Origin of the sequence: Pseudomonas sp. CFBP13509 (genome assembly GCF_005233485.1) — a bacterium.
Taxonomy (GTDB): Bacteria; Pseudomonadota; Gammaproteobacteria; order Pseudomonadales; family Pseudomonadaceae; genus Aquipseudomonas; species Aquipseudomonas marginalis.
Window position 1 is genome coordinate 158,938 of the sequence record NZ_QGAA01000008.1, and the last position, 16,908, is coordinate 175,845.

General features: G+C 57.3%; 17 protein-coding genes and 3 pseudogenes. 11 read left to right on the top strand and 9 right to left on the bottom strand.

Features of this window, described 5'->3' with window-relative positions:
• Positions 1-9: 9 nt before the first annotated feature.
• Both PspCFBP13509_RS15425 and PspCFBP13509_RS15430 read right to left on the bottom strand, forming a co-directional pair.
• The gene (locus PspCFBP13509_RS15425) at positions 10-861 is read right to left on the bottom strand and encodes a sugar phosphate isomerase/epimerase family protein (RefSeq protein WP_065927452.1); all 852 of its coding nucleotides are present in this window, start codon (positions 859-861) and stop codon (positions 10-12) included.
• A 243-nt stretch (positions 862-1,104) separates the two neighbouring features.
• Positions 1,105-2,145, bottom strand: a complete 1,041-nt coding sequence (locus PspCFBP13509_RS15430; RefSeq protein WP_137212280.1) for a zinc-dependent alcohol dehydrogenase family protein — start codon at positions 2,143-2,145, stop codon at positions 1,105-1,107.
• A 143-nt stretch (positions 2,146-2,288) separates the two neighbouring features.
• On the opposite strand from PspCFBP13509_RS15430, the gene PspCFBP13509_RS15435 reads away from it, so the two are divergent.
• The 5 genes from PspCFBP13509_RS15435 (at position 2,289) to PspCFBP13509_RS15455 (ending at position 5,462) form a co-directional block, all read left to right on the top strand.
• Positions 2,289-2,771: an Lrp/AsnC family transcriptional regulator gene (locus PspCFBP13509_RS15435; protein ID WP_065927454.1), complete on the top strand. Its 483-nt coding sequence runs from the start codon at positions 2,289-2,291 to the stop codon at positions 2,769-2,771.
• 139 nt (positions 2,772-2,910) lie between these two features.
• Positions 2,911-3,450 carry a kinase inhibitor gene (locus PspCFBP13509_RS15440; protein ID WP_137212281.1) on the top strand — a complete coding sequence of 180 codons (540 nt, stop codon included), beginning with the start codon at positions 2,911-2,913 and terminating at the stop codon, positions 3,448-3,450.
• A 5-nt stretch (positions 3,451-3,455) separates the two neighbouring features.
• Positions 3,456-4,274, top strand: coding sequence for a helix-turn-helix transcriptional regulator (locus tag PspCFBP13509_RS15445; RefSeq protein ID WP_065946951.1), 819 nt, complete (start codon positions 3,456-3,458; stop codon positions 4,272-4,274).
• A gap of 130 nt (positions 4,275-4,404) precedes the next feature.
• Positions 4,405-5,037, top strand: a complete 633-nt coding sequence (locus PspCFBP13509_RS15450; protein WP_242001072.1) for a hypothetical protein — start codon at positions 4,405-4,407, stop codon at positions 5,035-5,037.
• A gap of 227 nt (positions 5,038-5,264) precedes the next feature.
• Complete coding sequence (locus tag PspCFBP13509_RS15455) at positions 5,265-5,462, top strand: hypothetical protein (RefSeq protein WP_027606646.1); 198 nt, start codon at positions 5,265-5,267, stop codon at positions 5,460-5,462.
• 86 nt (positions 5,463-5,548) lie between these two features.
• Here the strand turns inward: PspCFBP13509_RS15455 and PspCFBP13509_RS15460 are convergent, their stop codons facing one another.
• Positions 5,549-6,154: a cysteine hydrolase gene (locus PspCFBP13509_RS15460; protein ID WP_137212282.1), complete on the bottom strand. Its 606-nt coding sequence runs from the start codon at positions 6,152-6,154 to the stop codon at positions 5,549-5,551.
• Between the two features lie 461 nt (positions 6,155-6,615).
• Between PspCFBP13509_RS15460 and PspCFBP13509_RS15465 the strand changes: the two genes are divergently transcribed.
• The 4 genes and pseudogenes from PspCFBP13509_RS15465 to PspCFBP13509_RS32175 form a co-directional block, all read left to right on the top strand.
• Complete coding sequence (locus PspCFBP13509_RS15465; RefSeq protein ID WP_137212283.1) at positions 6,616-7,716, top strand: ABC transporter substrate-binding protein; 1,101 nt, start codon at positions 6,616-6,618, stop codon at positions 7,714-7,716.
• A gap of 1,287 nt (positions 7,717-9,003) precedes the next feature.
• Positions 9,004-10,053: pseudogene (locus PspCFBP13509_RS32165) on the top strand (sensor histidine kinase); the annotation flags it as partial.
• A gap of 213 nt (positions 10,054-10,266) precedes the next feature.
• Positions 10,267-10,602: pseudogene (locus PspCFBP13509_RS32170) on the top strand (response regulator transcription factor); the annotation flags it as partial.
• A gap of 519 nt (positions 10,603-11,121) precedes the next feature.
• A pseudogene (locus tag PspCFBP13509_RS32175) lies at positions 11,122-11,466 on the top strand (ATP-binding protein); the annotation flags it as partial.
• Positions 11,467-11,585: 119 nt separating this feature from the next.
• Here the strand turns inward: PspCFBP13509_RS32175 and PspCFBP13509_RS15475 are convergent.
• Positions 11,586-12,419 (bottom strand): glycosyltransferase family 2 protein, encoded by an 834-nt coding sequence (locus tag PspCFBP13509_RS15475; protein ID WP_137212285.1) that lies wholly within the window; start codon positions 12,417-12,419, stop codon positions 11,586-11,588.
• 320 nt (positions 12,420-12,739) lie between these two features.
• On the opposite strand from PspCFBP13509_RS15475, the gene PspCFBP13509_RS15480 reads away from it, so the two are divergent.
• Complete coding sequence (locus PspCFBP13509_RS15480; protein WP_137212286.1) at positions 12,740-13,087, top strand: hypothetical protein; 348 nt, start codon at positions 12,740-12,742, stop codon at positions 13,085-13,087.
• Between the two features lie 98 nt (positions 13,088-13,185).
• Here PspCFBP13509_RS15480 and PspCFBP13509_RS15485 read toward each other — a convergent pair whose 3' ends face one another.
• Positions 13,186-13,734 (bottom strand): thioesterase family protein, encoded by a 549-nt coding sequence (locus PspCFBP13509_RS15485; RefSeq protein ID WP_137212287.1) that lies wholly within the window; start codon positions 13,732-13,734, stop codon positions 13,186-13,188.
• Between the two features lie 502 nt (positions 13,735-14,236).
• Between PspCFBP13509_RS15485 and PspCFBP13509_RS15490 the strand changes: the two genes are divergently transcribed.
• Positions 14,237-14,644, top strand: coding sequence for a hypothetical protein (locus PspCFBP13509_RS15490; protein WP_074846838.1), 408 nt, complete (start codon positions 14,237-14,239; stop codon positions 14,642-14,644).
• 184 nt (positions 14,645-14,828) lie between these two features.
• On the opposite strand, the gene PspCFBP13509_RS15495 is transcribed toward PspCFBP13509_RS15490, so the two are convergent.
• The 4 genes from PspCFBP13509_RS15495 to PspCFBP13509_RS15510 all read right to left on the bottom strand — a co-directional run bounded on the left by PspCFBP13509_RS15495 (position 14,829) and on the right by PspCFBP13509_RS15510 (position 16,805).
• Positions 14,829-15,194, bottom strand: a complete 366-nt coding sequence (locus tag PspCFBP13509_RS15495) for a hypothetical protein (protein ID WP_074846837.1) — start codon at positions 15,192-15,194, stop codon at positions 14,829-14,831.
• A gap of 306 nt (positions 15,195-15,500) precedes the next feature.
• Entirely contained in the window at positions 15,501-15,941 is a 441-nt protein-coding gene (locus tag PspCFBP13509_RS15500; RefSeq protein WP_137212288.1) for a hypothetical protein, read from the bottom strand.
• Between the two features lie 67 nt (positions 15,942-16,008).
• Positions 16,009-16,446 (bottom strand): hypothetical protein, encoded by a 438-nt coding sequence (locus PspCFBP13509_RS15505; protein WP_074846836.1) that lies wholly within the window; start codon positions 16,444-16,446, stop codon positions 16,009-16,011.
• Positions 16,447-16,499: 53 nt separating this feature from the next.
• Positions 16,500-16,805 (bottom strand): NIPSNAP family protein, encoded by a 306-nt coding sequence (locus PspCFBP13509_RS15510; protein ID WP_074846835.1) that lies wholly within the window; start codon positions 16,803-16,805, stop codon positions 16,500-16,502.
• Between the last annotated feature and the right edge of the window lie 103 nt (positions 16,806-16,908).

The window sequence follows — 16,908 nt, forward strand, 5'->3', positions numbered from 1 at the left end:
TAACGCTCCTTATCGGGTTGAGGCGCCGCTGAAACGCCGGAAATGCTCGCGCTCGGTATTTGCCATCCACACATTCAGCGACCACAGGTCGGCCACCGGCACATTGGTGAAGGGCAGGTGATGCAGGTAGCCGTCGGCACCGAACTCCGGTGTCAGCGTGCTGACCTGATAGCCGCGACTTTCCTGGGATCGCCAGATGGCCTCCCAATGCTGCTGATGGAAGGCCAGCGCTTGGGTGTACTCGGGAGCGGCGGGGTGGGGAACCTGGGGCCCCTGGTCATAACCGACCCGGGCTTGAATGTGGTGAACGCGCTCGACGAAAGCGCTGAGGTCATCTTCCGGATCGTTGAGCAGACGCTCGCAGGTGACGACCCAATGACTGATGTCGCTGGTGAAGCGCAGGTCCGGCAGTTGACGGATCAGCTCGAGGGTGACCCAGGGGTTGAACAACGAGCGCGCACGATGGGTTTCAAAGGCGCACACCTGGCCGTGCTTGCGCGCGACGTCCATCGCGCGGCCAAAGAAGTCGACTTGCTGTGCCAGTGGCCAGCGGTCGTTGCCAGCCAGCAGGTTGATGAAGCGCGGCGACAACTCAGCCGCCCAAGCGAGTTTTTTATCGAGGTCCAGAAGGTGTTCGTCGACGCTCGCCGATTGTTGCGGCAGAACATCGTAGGCGCTGAAGACGGTACTGATATAGCTGACATGGTTGGCGCGTAGAAAGGCTGCGAACTCGGCGCGTTCGCTGGCGGTCATGGGCAGGCGGGCTTCCATGCCATCGAACCCGGCCTCAAGCAACTCTTCGAGCGCTTGTGCCTTGCTTGCGGTGTAGCCCCACAACGTTCGGAATACTTCCAATTTCATCGATCTGCTCCAAAGGTGCCTTCGCATGATTGACACAGCGGCGTTTCGGCGTGGACCGAAACGCACAAAAAACGGCAGTGACAATCAGAAAAGGCAATCTTCGGGCCCCATCTCTGTGGAAAGGCTCCTTTGTTGCCGCCAATAGTAGGGAGGGGCGCTTGGCGGAAAGAATAGGGAAGTGCAAATAGATAGTTCAGAGATTTCTAAACTATTGTTCAGTGCGGCTCAGGGTGGCGTTATGGGTCAAAACTCGGTTATGACGGTTACCCCTGCCGTCTCGAAGCGGTCCATGTTCGTCAACGCGTCGATGGACTGTTCCAGGCTGATGGTTTTACCCACGAGTTTTTCAGGCGCCAGCTTGCCTGAGGTGATCATCTCGATCATGGCGCCATAGCGATGCGCCTGCATGCCGTGGCTACCGTAGATCTCAAGTTCATGGGCGATAACCTTGCTCATGGGGATGGCCGGCGTGGCGTGATCAGCGAGCATCAGCCCGACCTGGACGTGCTTGCCGCGACGGCGCAGGTTGTTGATGGAGTTGAAACAGGTGGTTGGGTGGCCCAAGGCGTCCAGCGAGACGTGGGCACCGCCCTGGGTGATTTCCAGCACGGCTTCGGTGACGTCCGCGACGCACTGGGCATTGATGGTGGCGACAGCGCCGAGGGCGCGCGCCAGATCGAGTTTTTCCTGGGAAATATCGATGGCGATCACGTTCGCACCAATGGCCTGGGCGATCATCACCGCAGACAGGCCTACACCTCCGCAGCCGTGAACCGCGACCCACTGACCGGCGCTGACGTTGCCTTGGTCGACGACTGCACGGAACGAGGTGGCGAAGCGACAACCCAGGCTTGCGGCGGTTGCGAAGTCCATGCTCTCGGGCAGCGCGACCAGGTTCAGATCGGCCTGGTGGATGCCGACGTACTCGGCAAACGAGCCCCAATGAGTGAAGCCCGGCTGGAATTGCGTGTGGCACACCTGCTGATTGCCGCTGTTGCACTGCGCACAGGCACCACACCCACCCACGAACGGCACGGTCACCCGGTCGCCGACCTTCCACCGCGTGACGTCGTGGCCCACCTCGGCCACGATGCCCGCCAGCTCATGACCCGGTACATGGGGCAGTTCAATGTCGGGGTCATGGCCTTTCCAGCCATGCCAGTCGCTGCGGCACACCCCGGTGCCAAGCACCTGGATCACCACGCCATGACGTTCCGGGGATGGATCGGCCACGTTCATCAGGCGCGGCGGTTTGGAAAAGGCTTCGTAGACGACTGCTTTCATTCAAATTACCTAGGCTTGGAGGGGCGATTCAGGCATTGCCATTATGAATGAGCGCCTTGAAATTACCTTTCAAGTTGCAATTGACCGAGCGCAAGAATTGAAATTAACCTTCATTTTTAAGCCTGAATTTGAGGGGTTATTTCATGGTTGAGCAGCTCGATAAAGCGGACATTGCAATATCGGAGCGTTTGCAGCGGGACGGCAAGCTGTCGAATGTCAAGCTGGCCGAGCAGCTGTCCCTCAGCGAAGCGTCCTGTTGGCGCAAGCAAAGACGGCTGGAAGAATGCGGGGTAATCGAGGGATACCAAGCCATTCTCAATCGAAAGAAACTCGGGCTGGGCCTGAAGGCGTTTGTCCAGATCTCCTGCACGGATCACAGCGAAGAAGCCACGGCAACGTTTGAAAAGATTATCCAGGCAGCCCCGCAGGTATTGAGTTGCCATAACACAACGGGGGAGGCGGACTTTCTACTTGAGGTGGTTGCACGGGACCTGGACAGCTATAGCCGCTTTGTCGAAACAGTGCTGAGGAAGCTCCCTGGGGTTTCAAGTATTCGCTCGAACCTCTCCCTGCGGGAGATGAAGACCACTCATCGACTGCCCGTCAGCGAGCTCTTGAGCATCTGAAGGCTGTCGGGCACGTCGAGAACCATCGTTCGTCCGGACAATCGAGCATTTCGGCACTGTTATCGAGCATTTCGGCACAGTCTCCCGGTTTTGTTCAACCTAGACTCGAGCTTCACTTCAAGACTCAGCTGGAGCCGCAATGAACATCAGATTAATCCTGCCTGCACTCTCCATGGCCGTCACACTCAGTGGCTACGCTGCGGATTTCTCACTGACCAGCCGGGATATTGCTGACAACCGCCCGCTGACCCGTCGCGAAGTGTTCCAGGGCTTCGGTTGCGAAGGTGGCAACACGTCTCCTGAGCTTTCGTGGAAAAACGCCCCCGCAGGGACTAAAAGCTACGCGATCACCGTTTACGATCCCGATGCCCCCACCGGCAGCGGTTGGTGGCATTGGACGTTGGTCAACCTGCCAGCCTCCACCCATAGTTTGCCCAGCGGCGTGGGGGCAAACCTGCCTGCGGGTGCAGTACAAGGGCGAACCGATTATGGCCAGCCGGGGTTCGGTGGCGCTTGCCCTCCTGTCGGCGATAAACCCCATCGCTATCAATTCACCGTGTGGGCCTTGAAAGTCGATAAGCTACCGCTCGACAACCAGGCCAGCGGAGCCTTGGTCGGTTACATGCTCAACGCCAACGTCCTGGCCAAAGCGACCATTACTTCAACTTACGGACGTTAAGAACCATGCGCCCTTGTGACGGCATACAGCACCGGGAAAATATTATCGATGCCTGTGTCATACGGGCGCGACATGCCCTTACCTTGCCCAGGGTGCCGGTGTTCGTGACCACCTTGTGTCGAGTGCGGCAGGGGGAAAAACTGTTGCAATGGGATGACCGGGAAATGCGCGCAGGGCCTCGGCATCTGATTCTGATGCCGGCCGGGCGCGAGCTGGGTATCTCAAACTTACCCGGCCCTCAGGGTCACTACATCGCCGATGCGGTGACCTTTCCCGTCTCGACATTGCGTCAATTCAGCAGCCGATATAGCCAGCAGATCAAGAGTGGTCGCGGTGCACTGAAGAGCGATCTATGCGTTCCCCTGGACAGGCACACCACCCAGGCATGGGAGCAGTTGCTGGTCGCCATCAATGCAAACGCCCCGCAGGCACTCTGCACACATTATGGGGAAGCGGTGCTGCTGAGCCTAAGCCTTGGCGGCCAGGCCGGACCTCTGCTGATGGGGCGCAACGATCCCTTGTGCGAGCGGGTGCAGCAGCTGGTAATGGCCAGCCCGGAGAGAGACTGGACGGTTGCGAGCATCGCACAGCACATGAACCTGGGGGAGTCGACCTTGCGTCGCCAACTGGCGAACGAAGGGAATAGTTTCAGGAATATTCTGGAGGGCGTTCGACTGGCGACAGCATTACAACGGCTGCAAACAACGTCTCGCCCGATCGGTGAAATTGCCGGCGCCTGCGGCTACGCCTCGGCCTCACGTTTTGCCGTGCGCTTTCGCTCACACTATGGCCTGTCACCCCGTGAGTTGCGGGCAGCGATTTGAGCATTTGCGGGAGGGCTTTCCCCAGTCTGCCGGCCGGCAGTGCGAGCCATGTGACGTTTATCGGTGGGTACCGGACCAGACTGTCTGGCGATAGTGCTACTGTCTACGCAGCACCCCCGGAGCCTGCTGGATGACTCATCAAACTTCAGTTCACCCCATCGCAACGCCTGCAGCCGGGTCAAGCACTGAAAAACCGCGCGTTCACCCACCTATGTGGCATGGCAATCCGGACTTACCCACCCTCGGCAGCACTGGGGCGGCCATTTTGGGTTTCTGCGTTGTGCTGCTTATGTTCCTGCCGGTCATAGGGGTGATGGTGCTGATCTTTTTCGGCCTAGAAGCGATGCAAGGCGCATCGTCCAGCGATGGGGCGAGTCTCACCACGTCGCCTCTCATCCTGTTCATGCTTGGTTTTGTTATGCTCATGGGGCTGGTTTTCGCGTGGATGTTCTCTGCGTCCAGAGTGCTGGCCTTCACCTTTGACGAAAACCGGCAACTGCTTACTCTCACCGTCACCCGTCGCGGCCGTAAACCCGCCGAAGTGCAGGTGCCCTTTAGCGATATCATTTGTATCAGCCCTTACCTGCTCGCCAGTTATGACCGCCATGGACATTTCAGCGTCGTGTATCAAGGGCCGAGGGGCAAGGAGTTCGAATATCGATTGGCTGAGGGGACTTCTCTGGAAGACATGGAATTTCATGCCGCATGGCTGCGCGCAATAATAGGCGAACGGATGCATGAACCAATGAATCTGGACAAATGAACGAAGCACCTCCGAGCACTATCACCTTTCAATCGCATCGATAATCGCCCCGCCGTCAGCGCCATCCAGCAAATACCCACGGCGTCGAATGGATCGAAACACGCATCGGCAGTGTCACCTTGTGCCAGTTTGGGCGCGTCCATTCGTCTGTTGCCCGGCACTCTGGGGGGCATGGTGTTTCTCAACCTTAAGCACGGATATCCCGAGCCCAAGAACGGAGAGCCAGCATGGAAATCAATGAGAATGCCCCGGGCAACATTTCACAGCAGGCTGTTACGCGCGGCACGGACAACGAGACAGGGCACGACCCGAAGCGTGATGAGGATAAGATCCCGCTGCCGCCGGACGACGATGCACCCCTTGAGGAGGATATGTCTGATGTGGACGCTGCCGATTCAGTGGCGAGCGAGCACCCTGACAACTGAGGTGTTTCAGATCAACGAACCCGGCCGGGGTGTCGCAGGTGGCTGGGAATCCGAAGGCGGCTGTAAAGCCGCCTTCTGGGCAATCGCTACCGGGCGTTCAGCCCGTCGAGAAACTCGGTGTGTTGCAACGTCCTGGAAAACATCGGCAGCGTGAAGCGTTCTGCGGCCTGTTGTTGTTCGTCGGTGAAGGTCGCGGTGCAATCGATCAGGGTCACCACGTTATAGCCCTTCTCATAACCTGATCGTACCGTGCCTTCGACACAGCAATTGGTCAGGAAGCCTGCCACCACCAGGGTCTGGATGCCGTTGTTGCGCAGCACCAGGTCCAGGCCCGTGGTGGCGAAACCGTCCAGCCCGCGCTTGCCCTCCACGAGGATGTCGCCGGCTTCCCGGGTAATCGCCTCGCTGATGTCGGCACCCCAACTGCCGGTGCGAAAGGCGCTGCCATCGGCAACGCCCTTGAGAATCCCGTAGTCGCGGGTGGTCAGCTCCGGGTAGCCCTCGGCGAACTGGATCGGCAGGTGGATGATCTTCACGCCGAGCGCGCGCGCCTGTTCAACCGTGGTGGCGGTGTTCGCGAGCATATTGGACGTGTGCATGACGTCTTTGACGGCGTCATGGAACACGCCGCCTTGGGTGGTGAAATCGTTCTGGTATTCGATCAGGACCAGGGCGGTGGTGTGTGGGTTCATGTCGGGTCTCCGATAAGTGGGTCGAACAACAAGCGTAGAACAGCAGGCAGGGTTGAGTGGGGCGGCAGTCAAACACAAAACTATGGCTCGGAACGCCGCATCCGTTCACAGACCGCGAGCAAAGCGGGCACTTTGATACTATGCTCATTGCCAATGCGAGCCATCTACGGGTTTCAATGTTCGGCCGCCAAGGGCACCGACCCTGGCAAAACATTGACGTTGGCCAGCAGCCTTGTATCGGCAAGACAGCCGGTGGGCGGGCTTCAGGCGTTTTCAACGGCTCACGCAACAACCCGCACGCGGCATACAGGGAAACGTTCAATGCCTGCCTCAAACCTCACCTGCTCGAAAATCTCCAATGTGGGGGCCAACGGCTCCAACCAGAACACGCCGTCGATCCAGGCTGTAAGCCGGTACGGGTGGATGACTGTTGGTAAATGCCAAGCACGATGGAGAACAGCATGAACACCCAGTCGATCCACAAGACCTTGGGGCGCTTCGCCGGCTGCGTGGCGGGGCTGGCGATAGTTGCCGCCAATCCGGCCCAGGCTGCCGCCGACGGCATCTCCAGCGGCCCTACCGCGAGCTACAGCATTGCCTTCAGCAATTCCTACGCAGGTAGCGATTTTCGCAAGGTGATGGTGCGCAACTGGCAGGAAATTGCGCTCCAGGCGCAAAAGGAGGGCTTGATCCGTGAGGCTCCCGTCGTCAGCGCCAATAACTCGGCTTCGGAACAGGCGGCTCATATCCAGGACATGATCGTCAAGGGCGTCGATGCCATCGTGATCCTCGCTGCCTCCGACACGGCCCTCAACGGGGTGATCCGCGATGCCTGCAACGCCGGCATCGTGGTGGTCGTCATGGCCAGCCTGGTCACCGAGCCCTGTGTCTATACCGTGGATTACAACTGGTCCGCCATGGGCCGTGTGGAAATGGACTACATCGCCGAGCGCCTGAAGGGCAACGGGACATTACTGGAGATCCGCGGCATCGCTGGCGATGCCACGGATAAAAACATCAGCGATGGCATTCGCAAGGCCGCCAGCGACTATCCGGGCCTGAAATTCGTCAAGACCGTATACGGGAACTGGACGGCTTCTGTCGCCCGCAGGGAAGTCACGCTGGCGCTGCCGTCGCTGCCCACCATTGATGCCGTGGCTACCCAGGGTGGCGACGGATATGGTGCGGCCATGGCGTTCAAGGCGGCGGGTCGCCCTTTACCGATCATCGTGATGGGGAACCGTCAGGACGAACTTGCCCTGTGGAAACAGGAACGCGATGCCAATGGCTACGAGACCGTCTCTGTCTCTGCCTCCCCGAGCGTCTCCCAGATGGGGTTCTGGGTGGCCCAGCAGATACTGGCGGGCAAGCAGGTGCCGAAGTTCGTCGAAGTGCCGCTGGTACGTATTGATGCCAAAGACCTGGACGCCTGGCTTGCCACTATGCCGGTGGGCGGTGCCGCCAATCCGTTCTACGGCCAGGCTTCCGTTGCGGCGATGATCGATGCGGCCATCAACCATACGGCGCCGCCGGCGCCTTTGCCGGAGGTGACGAAACAGTAGCGGCGGGCTAGGAGGCGAGGCCCCATGTTGACATTCAAATCAGCCACGGCCAGGCCTATTGCCGTCAGGATCGGCCTGGCGGTTGCCGCACTGGTGTTGCTGATGCTGGCGGTATCGCTCGTGAACCTCTACGGCCTGCGAGGCATGGTTCGTGCGGTGGATTCCGCCAGCCATTCCGCGGAAATTCTGGCCTCGGTCAACGGGGCTACCGGGCGGGTGGAAAACTTCATTGCCACCCGCGACCAGGACAGCGTGTCCCAGGCCGAAGGCTTGGTCGCGACGGCTATCAACGGCCTTAACGCCATCCCGGCGGCAGAGGCGCAATCGCTCAAGGGCAGCCTGGATAGGCTCGCTGCGGCGATCGCGTCCTTGCGGGTGGCGACGCTGACCATGGATGGCGAAACCGAGAATATGACCGCCCATTACGCTCGGATGCGAGAGGCGACGGCCCTCGTTGAACAGGGCATCGCCGTTGGGCTGAAGGGCCTGGACTCCCGCGCCGCCGACCACCAGGCGCGAGTGAGCAACGCCCAGAGCGCCCATCGCATCCTGGATATCCTGCGCAACGGCGAACGTATCATTACCGCCAATGTGGCCCAGGTGCTGGTGACCGGTGATGGTGCGGCCGCCACTGCGGCGCGCAACGCCTGTGCGGCGCTGCCGCCTGTGGTCGAGCAATTGCGTGAGTTAATGGGGGCGCCGCAACAGGTGGAGACCCTGGAACAGTTGGCGACGGCGGTGGCAGCAGCCAGCCTGGCGCTCGAGCAGCTTGGCGAGGCTCCCAGGCTCCGGGGCGGCGAGGCTTTGCGGCATCTGGGGGCTGTTGGAGGCGTGGCAGAGCGCCTTGAAGTCATGTTGGCTGAAGTGGACGAGCACATTGCCCATGACGCCAGTGACATTCAGGCCGCCATCGGTTTGCTGCAAAACGCCGCCGCGTTGTCCAAGCGTTTCGCCGAACGTGTTGCCACCCTGGAGGCGCAGACCTTGTCGTTTCGCCTGGCGCCGTCGGCCGAGGTCGCCAGTTCTGTAGGCGTCATCCTCGATGAACTCTCCCGTCTCGCCCGGGTTCTGCCTTCGTCTGTGGGGCAGCAGGCCAGCGCTACGCCCCTGACGGTCAGCGATCAGATTGCTGGCTACCGGGCGGCATTTGCCGGGTTCCATCAGGCGAGCAACGCCTTGGGCGACGCGCGCGACCAGGTTCGTATCGAGGCACGCAGCGCTGGCCTGTTGGTTGCGCGCTTCGCAGGCGAAGCGCGTTCAGACGCCTTGGTCCACAAGGATCGCGGCATGCTGGCGACAATAGTCGCTGGCGCCGTCGCCATCCTGCTGGCCGGAGCCATCGCCTGGAGCACCTCGCGGTTTGTCGCGCAGCCCATCGTCGCCCTGGCTTCGGTCATGCGCCGGCTGGCTGCCGGTGACTTGACCGCCGAAATCGCCAGTGCTGGACGCGGCGATGAGATTGGGATCATGACTCGCGCCGTCCGGGTGTTCCAGGAGAATGCCTTGCGCATCCGGGTGCTGGAGGCCGAGGCCGAAGCCGAAAGACAGCAGGTGCAGGCCTCTCTGGAGAGAATGGTCGCCGAGCGGACCGACACGCTGCACCGACAGACCGAGGTGCTGGAGGCGCAGGCGGTTGCACTTATTCAGGCGCGCAACCAGGCCGAGACGGCCAACCAGGCAAAGAGTGATTTCGTCGCCACGGTCAGCCACGAACTGCGCACCCCTTTGACCCTTATTCTCGCCCCGTTGGAGCAGCTCTCGGTGGCGATCACGCCGCCGGCGGACTGGCGCGTGCAAATCGAGCGCGCACAACGAAACGCACTGCGCCTGATGAACCGCGTGAACGATATCCTTGACTTCTCCAAGGCCGAAGCAGGCAAGTTTGAGCTGTGTCCGGCGCCCGTTGATTTGAACAAGGCGGTGGGTGTGCTGGCCGAGGACGCCGCCATGGTGGCCAAGGGCAAAGGCTGCACGTTGACCTGCAGCATCGATCCTGCCCTCGGCACCGTGTTCCTGGACCCCCGACACTTTGAGAAGATTCTGCTCAACCTGGTGAGTAATGCCATCAAGTTCACCTCTGCTGGCGGTACGGTGCATCTGGCAGTCACTGCGCTTGATGACGAGCGATTTGAGCTCGCGGTGCAAGACTCGGGCATTGGCATCGCGCCTGACAAATTACCCCTGCTGTTCCAGCGTTTTTCCCAGATCGACAATTCCGCCACGCGGCATTACAGCGGTACAGGCATCGGCCTGGCCCTGGTCAAGGATCTGGTCGAACTGATGGGGGGCGAAGTCAGCGTCAACAGTGAGCCTGGAAAGGGGTCGTGCTTCCTTGTTCGATTTCCTCGAGGAACCGAGCAAAACACGGTGCCGACCGAAGCCGGTCATCTGCATGAGGGATCGTCATCCACCGCAATGATCACAACCGAGCAGCGCCACTTGCTGTTCGACGACGGCCGCCGTGGCAGTAGCAACGACCAGGCGTCCATGGGCGATGCAGACAACGAGCAGCACCCGGAACGCACCTCGCAGTCCAGGGTCCTGGTGGTCGATGACAGCCCGGAAATGCTTGGCTACCTCAGCGAGCTTTTGCGCGACGACTACAGCGTCGTCACCGCCGCTGATGGAGAGCAGGCCTGGGCCATGCTGCAGCGTCAACCGATCAATGTCGTTCTCTCGGATGTGATGATGCCGGAGCTTGACGGCTTTGGCCTGACCGCCAGAATCAAGGCGAGCGCCGGTTTTGCCCATCTGCCCGTCATCCTGTTGACCGCCCGCGGCGGCAGCGAGGCTTGCATCTCCGGGCTGGAGAGTGGCGCCGATGACTATATCGCCAAACCTTTCTCGCCATTGGAGCTCAAGGCTCGCGTACGCGCGGCGCTACGCATGAGCCAGGTGCAATCCGAACTGAATGCGAAATCCCGTCAGGCGGGCATGGCCGAGATCGCCACGACGGTGCTGCACAATGTCGGCAACGTCCTCAACAGCGTGAATGTTTCGGCCGAGTTGGTCAGCAGCCAGATGCGCACCTCCAAGGCCCAGGGCCTGGGCAAGGTGGCGCAGATGATGAACGAACACATCCATGAGCTGAGCGATTTTCTCACCCAGGACCAGAGGGGAAAGATGCTGCCCGACTATCTGCTCAAGCTGGCGCAGGCGGTGGCGGCAGAGCAGCAGGGCATCATCGAAGAGCTCGAGCAACTCACCAAAGGCATTGACCACATCAAGACCATTGTCGCTGCCCAGCAGTCCTATGCCGTTGCCGTCAGTGTCGTCGAGACAATACCGGTCTCGGAATTAATCGATGATGCCTGGCGCATGAGTGCCGGCTCACGGATGAATCAGGAGGTGACGGTGGTCAAGGACATTGCCGACTTGCCACTGCTGTCGCTGGACCGGCACCGGGTGCTGCTGATTCTGGTAAACCTGATCAAAAACGCCAGGCAGGCGTTGGACGGCGTGGTCGATCGCAGCCCGTGCATCACGTTCAGCGCCTCCCTTATCGGTGACGGAGCAGTCTTGCGTATCACGGTGGCCGACAATGGCAACGGGATTACGCCAGAGCACCTGACGCGTATCTTTTCCCATGGCTTCACGACTCGCAAAGACGGTCACGGTTTCGGCCTGCACAGCTGCGCGCTCGCTGCACAGGAAATGGGTGGCAGCTTGACCGTGCACAGCGACGGGGAAGGGCAGGGCGCAACCTTCATCCTCGAGATCCCTCTTGATGCGCCGCAGAGTAAGCGATGAGTATCGAACAAGCGCCCTATGGGCTGGGCCGTGGATAAAGTCCTATCAGGTTCGATTTTCAAGCCAGCTGTGCGCTCCCACTCAGTTCGAATCTCGGGGGCCGGTCTTATCAGCAACCGTCATTTTTCCGTGCTGGTCGTTTTCGCGTCATTTGACGCCTCTTTTTGAAAGCGCAGCAGGGTATCGTGATACGTTTTTCTTCGACGATGGTCCGTGTCATAGCCGCCGTTAGCGGCGACAGTGCCGGCTTGAATATGGTCCAGATAACTGAACAATCTTCGTGCTGACAGAAAGCTGATCGCATAACCCAGCTTGACCATCTTGTCTTGTAGAGCGTATCCCGGTACCCGGTTATCCATCATGAAGCGCAAGTTATGTTGTTTAATTACATCGCAGTTCCATAAGGTGCAAAAACTTTTCAAGTGGGTTTCTCTGAAAGGCTTGGGGTTTTTAGAGGGTAGCCCCACGTAACGCATGAGCGTTCGGTAGTGGTACTTCATCAGTCGAGTACCGAACCGCCAGGCAGTTCTTAAAAAACCGCGATTGATCTGTTCTGTACAACCGACTGCCACTGTACGCGGCGTTGCAGTACTTTGGCTCATCATCATGCTGAATACATCGGTATCAAATACAAATGTGTCCGTATGAAGCAGGAATAAGTACGGAGTTTCAATGTATCCCAAAATCAGATCAAGGGCTTTACCATGCGCGATGTATCCGGCCTCTCGAGGGTGGGGAATCCGCTCTACCAAGTTGATCCAGTCAAGTGTCCGCAGGTAGTGGGTGCTTTCATCGGCGGAACCGTTATCCACTACCCAGACCGGAACTTGATGGTATATAGCGTAGTCGCGTAGCAATCCTAAGCAAAGGCGTGTCATGTGCAGCGTTTTATAATTAACCAGGGCGATACTGTACGAGGCATGTTTTGCCGAATGAGCGTTGTCGTCAGGCATTAGTCAAACACTCCAGAATGATATATCGGTAGTGCGTCGTTTTCGACTGGGCCGGCAGGCTTGATGGTGCGCCATCACCTCATGAGTGGCCGGGGGCAGGAGAGGCGCATCAGCCAAGCTTAATAGGTTGCTCTGTTTGGTAGCGTTAATTTATGGTTAAGGTGGGTAAATAACAGAGTGGGAAGTAACTCGGAGTGCTCGTGGTATTTACCATTACCTTACCGACTTCTGACATTTTTCAGGCTGGCTACGTCGTAAGCTTGTTCGTGATAGTGCGCAGTAGTGCTGGCACTGCGTAACCGATAAAAGTGGAGATGGTTATGTTGAGTAAACAATTCGCCAATGGCCCGTGTGCGTCTCGGCAGCTGGAAATATCTGGCTTGCACCAAGACAGTCTTCAGGATCAATTACGTAAGCTCCTCGGTCATGGTTTTAATCTGGTGTTATTTTGCAGCAGCGGCCAATATGGTGGTCGATACTGCCATGTGCAAATACACCATGACAAAAGTGGGATGGAGCTTGAGTTGCATGGCGTATTCGACGAACGCTTCGTGCATGAGGCGTGCCTGGCCATAGAGGAAATAAAGAAGCAAGTGCGCTTGGCGATAGGGCCACTTCGAGGTATACCAGCACCTGCTCGGAGAAAAGCACATACAGCCCGTTATTGACGAATTACACGGGCTGGCGAAGTTACGCCGCACACGCCAACGGCGGAGCAATCAACGGTCCCAATAGCGCACTGGTCATGGGCTGACTGCATGTCAAGTCAATCATTGGTGCTTTCTTCATCCCTGAGTTGCCGACTCATGGCATCGCAGCTCTGCGACCACGAGGTCAGCCATTCCGGCATCTCTGGCGACCGTTCGGGCAGTCCCAGTTCTCGAACAAACTCGCTTGGCGGAACAATACCTTTCGCTGAACGGAATAGACCTCGCATTACGACAACGCCGATCACTCTGCCTTTACTCACAAATCGATGCTCCATGAAGCTCCACTTGTCGTCCCAGCCAAGCATCCTTGTGTGGATTTCAAACGCTTCAAACAGTCTAAGCTCGCGACGAAATTTACCCCAAGTATCTCCGACGATGGGCAGCGCCTTTGCTCTAATAGCTACTCGATAGGCGCCACTGCGCAAAACGAAATCCATGCGTCCGACATCGGCCAGGGTGAAATATCGGCCGTTGGTGACATGTCGATTGACGTCGAGGTCCAGTGGCCAGACGCGCATTCGGATAACGGTCGAATCCAGCGCTTTTGCCGGTTTGCGCCAAGGTCGACGAAGCAGCATGAGGAGAAGTCGAAACCAGAGATTCATACAGACGCCGATAGTTGAATGATTGGCGTACTTTAAAGTGCTGAGGGCTTAGCCAGGTAGGTCCCTAAATGACTTAATTCTGCGCAAAAGTACATTCCGATCACTCATTCTATGGTTTAAGTTTTTCTAGCGGGTTTCGCAGGCGCCAGTTTCACAAGCATTTCGATCAAATCACGCCCGTGCCCAATCCGCCGCTCTTTGAACATTATTCTCGCTATCGTGATGCTCTCCCTGGGCCAGAATTCATGAAGACGAGGAAACGCTCGGAAGTACCGAGTCGGGATGTTTCCCGGAAATAACGCTAGTGAATCTCGCGGCTTCGTGAGCATCAACAGTTGTTCATCCGCACAGGCCGGGATAGGGAAGGCGACTTCGCTGGACGGTTACGCACAGTCATTTCGTTTACCTCAGGTAAACGCCGCCCTCCAGTGAGTGGTTGGTGGCAATTTGATATGGTTTGGGGTTGAATGCTGCACTCATCCACATGGATTTGGAGGCTGGTATGTCGAAGGCGCGCGCGTTGCGATTATTCGGATTGGCTCTGATGATCACTCTCACCAGTGGTTGCATCTGCTACACCGAAAAAGCAGCGGAAGGGCTACCGGATTCTGACGTTGCGCGTATCGGTCTAACTGACAAGTCACTGTTCATTGCCACCATTGATGGCCGTAAAACCAATTTCGCGCTTGCTACCCAAACAGTATATCGACTCACTGCCGGTAGACATCGACTGGAACTCAGGCATTGGGCGGGCACCACCGTTTCTCTGGATCGAAAGTTCCGTGACGTTAATCTTGTCGCTGGCCGCACATACAAGCTCACAACCGCCCCGAGTAATACTTGGTGGGACATGATCATTGTCGACACGAGCACTGGGGCGCGAGTAGATGAGTACGTCCCGTCCAAGTAATCGCCAGGCTGCTGCGTCCGGTAAGGTTCAGGATTAAAGCCAGCAATGCTGATGTATTTGCCAAATGTCCAGCCGCTACTGCAAACGTGTTTTCGCTCATTTGACCTCCAGGTCATAAGTGCGCCGATATTGGCACTCCCCCATTCCTTGGGCTGCGGGCGAGGGGCTGGAGAAATCCATAAATTCAAAGACCAAGATCCATCCCTAGCAACTCGCCTTTGAGCCTGATCGGGCTACTACAATCAGGATTGTTCTCTCTAGCCGATAGGTAGTGGGCTAACTCATTTCCTAATTCGGCTGACCGTAAAGGATCTTCGTTTTCTAAAGGTGCTATGAGATCCATAATTTCTTGCAGATTCGAAAGTCGATGAGCGAAACGTTCGTTGCCCTTGAGAGCGTTTATCCGTTCCGCTGAAAGAGATAGGCGCATGCCCTCGCGGTCCTTGAAATCTTCAATTTCTAACATGATCGCGTAGCGCAGCCCACGGATCCACTGATGATCTTTGGCGGGTGCTACAGAGAATTGTCTTATCTTGTCACCTATTGCCATGGCTTCCTCATGCGCTCGATAAATTAGTGTGGCGCAACGCTATCATTTCGTAATGGACGTAGTTACTGGCATTCCATACACACTGGATGCCTGGCCAGGAAGATTGTAGATTCAGCCCTAAAGGATGATGCAAACCCGTGGAGTGGATTTTTTGCGCAAACTGATTGTTGTGCTTATGCTCGGTTTTCCGTGCAGTTTTCCCGCAATCGCTGGTGATGGCAGGGCGGTCAAGGTTTCGGCCTTTGGAGTAATTGTTTCATCGAGCCTAGCTGTGACTCTTTTCCCCGTTACGCTTACCGAAGACAGTCAAGAAAGTAGCCGCAATAGTTCAAAGAGAGGCGACACAAAGATAGTTGCCGCATCGCAATGATGCTGCAGCTTTCGTCGCGAGTGATGGGGCTTCTCGCTCACGATTGCAAAGCCTGCGCCAATTAAGGCTCCAGGAAAGCTGAAGAAGTAACCCAGCCAAGCCATGGAATCAGCGTTCCTACCAGAAAACCAGAAGGCGAAAACACTCAAATACAGGGCCAACGCTATAGCTATTCCGCCCACTGATTCTCGGGAGGTCTTGCACGCCAGAGCCAGAGCAAGCACGGCTGCTTGCGGTAACCAGAGGTATGTAAAATTACCCAGGAAATACTCGTTTTTAGGGCTTATGTAGACGGCAACGGCTAGGCCCAGAGCAATACCTACTACTGCTATTGATATACCGGTAGATCTTGCTGCGTCCTTTTCTGCTGAACTCATTCCTCGTGACCTTTGTGACGTGCCGAAGGTGCAAAACGCCATGACCGAGTTGCAATGTCATCCCGTTTTACGAGCTTGCGGTCAGTGAGCGTCTTTTATCACGTTGAAGTTCAATAACAGAGGTGGCGGCAAGCCATGCAAAAGAAAGCATCCAAACGTAAAATCCGTAGCTGTAGCTTGTGATGCTTATCCTTCCGGCGCCATCGTTCCAGATGCTGGTGTAGGAGAACGAGGTTAGGCCCATCGCGATTGCTATGATTGAGCAAATCAGCGACTTTCTTGCATTCCTGTATAGATACGCCGGTATGAACGCGATGTTTGCAAGCCACGCGATGCCTCCGTCCATGACCGCAAGAATACCTGACAGCAAAATATGCCAGCCATATGAGTATGGGCTTACGTCGAAAACCTCATGATGCTCGTTTGTAGCCGGCAGCATCAGGCTCAGGCCGTAAAGCGCGAGAGCGAAGTCTTTCAACTCAAACTGGAGTGGGCGGATTTTCATCGGCAATCCGTTTTTTTCACGGTATGAAAGAGCCCGGCGGGCCGGGCCCTGGGTCAGTCGAGCACCGGCCGCAAGAAGGTTCTCTCGTAGCTGACGATGAATCGCTTCTCTGTTGCCAGCGCGAATGTGCTGACACATTCCGGATCAGTCTCTGATTCTTTGCGATAGCGCTCATAATCCGAAAGGCTCGGAAAGCTGAAAAGGCAATAGGCGACGTTATTGGCGCCCTCGGCAGGAAGGAAATAACCGTGGTGGGTGCCCCCCATTCGGTTGACTATGCCAATCCATAGTCTCGAATAGTTTTCAAAGGCGGGGATTTGATAGGGGTCAATCTGATACTTCAGATGGCAGGTGATCACGCGAGTCGTCCTTGTCCAGTTTGAATGAGCAGCTTACTGGACATCCATGTGATTGGTAAAACTCGACTGGATGCTAAGTTTTTGCGCAGTTGTATAAAGGGAA

Excerpts from the sequence above, each read along its gene's own strand:
- PspCFBP13509_RS15430 (WP_137212280.1), bottom strand. The coding sequence starts at position 2,145 with ATGAAAGCAGTCGTCTACGAAGCCTTTTCCAAACCGCCGCGCCTGATG.
- PspCFBP13509_RS15505 (WP_074846836.1), bottom strand. The coding sequence starts at position 16,446 with ATGAAAATCCGCCCACTCCAGTTTGAGTTGAAAGACTTCGCTCTCGCG.
- PspCFBP13509_RS15465 (WP_137212283.1), top strand. The coding sequence starts at position 6,616 with ATGAACACCCAGTCGATCCACAAGACCTTGGGGCGCTTCGCCGGCTGC.
- PspCFBP13509_RS15495 (WP_074846837.1), bottom strand. The coding sequence starts at position 15,194 with ATGGCAATAGGTGACAAGATAAGACAATTCTCTGTAGCACCCGCCAAA.
- PspCFBP13509_RS15475 (WP_137212285.1), bottom strand. The coding sequence starts at position 12,419 with ATGCCTGACGACAACGCTCATTCGGCAAAACATGCCTCGTACAGTATC.
- PspCFBP13509_RS15445 (WP_065946951.1), top strand. The coding sequence starts at position 3,456 with ATGCGCCCTTGTGACGGCATACAGCACCGGGAAAATATTATCGATGCC.
- PspCFBP13509_RS15425 (WP_065927452.1), bottom strand. The coding sequence starts at position 861 with ATGAAATTGGAAGTATTCCGAACGTTGTGGGGCTACACCGCAAGCAAG.
- PspCFBP13509_RS15480 (WP_137212286.1), top strand. The coding sequence starts at position 12,740 with ATGTTGAGTAAACAATTCGCCAATGGCCCGTGTGCGTCTCGGCAGCTG.
- PspCFBP13509_RS15500 (WP_137212288.1), bottom strand. The coding sequence starts at position 15,941 with ATGAGTTCAGCAGAAAAGGACGCAGCAAGATCTACCGGTATATCAATA.
- PspCFBP13509_RS15485 (WP_137212287.1), bottom strand. The coding sequence starts at position 13,734 with ATGAATCTCTGGTTTCGACTTCTCCTCATGCTGCTTCGTCGACCTTGG.
- PspCFBP13509_RS15435 (WP_065927454.1), top strand. The coding sequence starts at position 2,289 with ATGGTTGAGCAGCTCGATAAAGCGGACATTGCAATATCGGAGCGTTTG.
- PspCFBP13509_RS15455 (WP_027606646.1), top strand. The coding sequence starts at position 5,265 with ATGGAAATCAATGAGAATGCCCCGGGCAACATTTCACAGCAGGCTGTT.
- PspCFBP13509_RS15460 (WP_137212282.1), bottom strand. The coding sequence starts at position 6,154 with ATGAACCCACACACCACCGCCCTGGTCCTGATCGAATACCAGAACGAT.
- PspCFBP13509_RS15450 (WP_242001072.1), top strand. The coding sequence starts at position 4,405 with ATGACTCATCAAACTTCAGTTCACCCCATCGCAACGCCTGCAGCCGGG.
- PspCFBP13509_RS15440 (WP_137212281.1), top strand. The coding sequence starts at position 2,911 with ATGAACATCAGATTAATCCTGCCTGCACTCTCCATGGCCGTCACACTC.
- PspCFBP13509_RS15490 (WP_074846838.1), top strand. The coding sequence starts at position 14,237 with ATGTCGAAGGCGCGCGCGTTGCGATTATTCGGATTGGCTCTGATGATC.